The sequence below is a fragment of the Monashia sp. HAY1-2A genome (assembly GCF_056755315.1).
This window is the reverse complement of record NZ_JBNDHY010000496.1, coordinates 1-261: the sequence shown is the minus strand read 5'-3', so window position 1 is coordinate 261 and position 261 is coordinate 1. Positions and strand designations below refer to the sequence as shown.

Genomic DNA, 261 nt, shown 5'->3' with positions numbered 1-261 from the left:
GTAAGCCGCCCGCCTGCCGCCGTCGCGCGTTCACGCATACCGGGGATACCGCGGCCGGTTCCCGACGGCGGCAGTTGCGTCCCGCCGTCGACCAGGTTTGAGCGGATCTTCAGGCGCAGGCCGCCGGGGTCGCGGGCAACCGTCACCACAGCGCCGGCCGCACGGTCTCCATGTTTGAACGCGTTCGTCAGGCTTTCCTGGACGATTCTGTAGATGGTGAGGTCCTCCACCGGCGAGAGCCCCTCCAGCCCCATCGTGTGA

1 protein-coding gene is annotated in these 261 nt (G+C 68.6%); it reads right to left on the bottom strand.

The window, feature by feature from the left end; translation table 11 throughout:
* On the bottom strand, nucleotides 1-230 hold a 230-nt coding region (locus tag ACPYOM_RS22855), incomplete at its 3' end, for an ATP-binding protein (RefSeq protein ID WP_481347718.1).
* Nucleotides 231-261 lie beyond the last annotated feature (31 nt).